Source organism: Synechococcus sp. R55.7 (assembly GCF_047461955.1).
Classification (GTDB): Bacteria; Cyanobacteriota; Cyanobacteriia; order Thermostichales; family Thermostichaceae; genus Thermostichus.
On record NZ_JANSIC010000412.1, the window covers coordinates 1 to 891 of the forward strand.

Consider the following 891-nt stretch of genomic DNA (forward strand, 5'->3'; position numbering starts at 1 on the left):
TATGTCCATCCCGAAATCGTCGCGTCGTCAATTCCTTCAATCTGCTGCTGCGGCTGCCTCTTGGGTTGCCGTTGGAGGGCTAAAGGCGAGGGCTCAGAGCCGCGGGCCGCTTCTGGTTTCCCAGGGACTGACGCCCCTGAAGTTTACCCTCTCTTGGTTGCCCTCTTCGATGGATACCCCCCTTGTAACGGCGATCTTGAAGGGCTACTTCGCCGAAGAGGGGCTGGAGGTCACCTACGAGCGCGGCTATGGCTCCGCCGATTCCATCACCAAGATTGCCGCTGGCCAGTACGACCTGGGGGAAGGGGATCCCTACTCCATGATCGAGTTCAATGCCAAAAATCCGGACGTGCCCTTGGTAGCGATCTATGTCCACTTCAATCGCTCTCCCTTTGGCATCTACACCTTGAAAGATAAGGGCATTGGGGAGCCGGCCCAACTGGCGGGCAAGAAGCTAGGAGCACCGGCAGGGGATGCGCCGCGTCGGCTCTGGCCGGTCTTTGCCAAGCAAGTCGGCATCGATCCGGGCTCGGTGGAGTGGGTAACTATGGAGCCGCAGTTGCGCGAACCTTTCCTCATCCAAGGTCGGGTGGATGCCATCAGCGGCTTTATGACCTCAGCCATGCCCAATCTGGTGCGGGGCGGCGTCAAGCTGGAAGATATTGTTCCCTTCCTTTACAACGACTACGGCCTTGAGCTGTATGGCAATGCCGTCATCACCCGTGTGCAATTGCTGCGTGAGAAGCCTGAGCAATTCAAAGCTTTCTTGCGGGCCTATGTCAAGGGTTGGCAAGACACTATTCGTGATACCGATGGCAATATGTTGGCCCTTCTGGACAAAGCCAAGGCCGACGGACAAGTGCTGGATACGGCAACTGAGAAATTGCGCCT

General features: G+C 57.5%; 1 protein-coding gene. It reads left to right on the plus strand.

Annotated elements, in window-relative coordinates; genetic code table 11:
• Window positions 1-169: 169 nt before the first annotated feature.
• Window positions 170-891, plus strand: a 722-nt coding sequence (locus NW820_RS12830) for an ABC transporter substrate-binding protein (RefSeq protein WP_414407697.1), incomplete at its 3' end; no start/stop codon positions are given.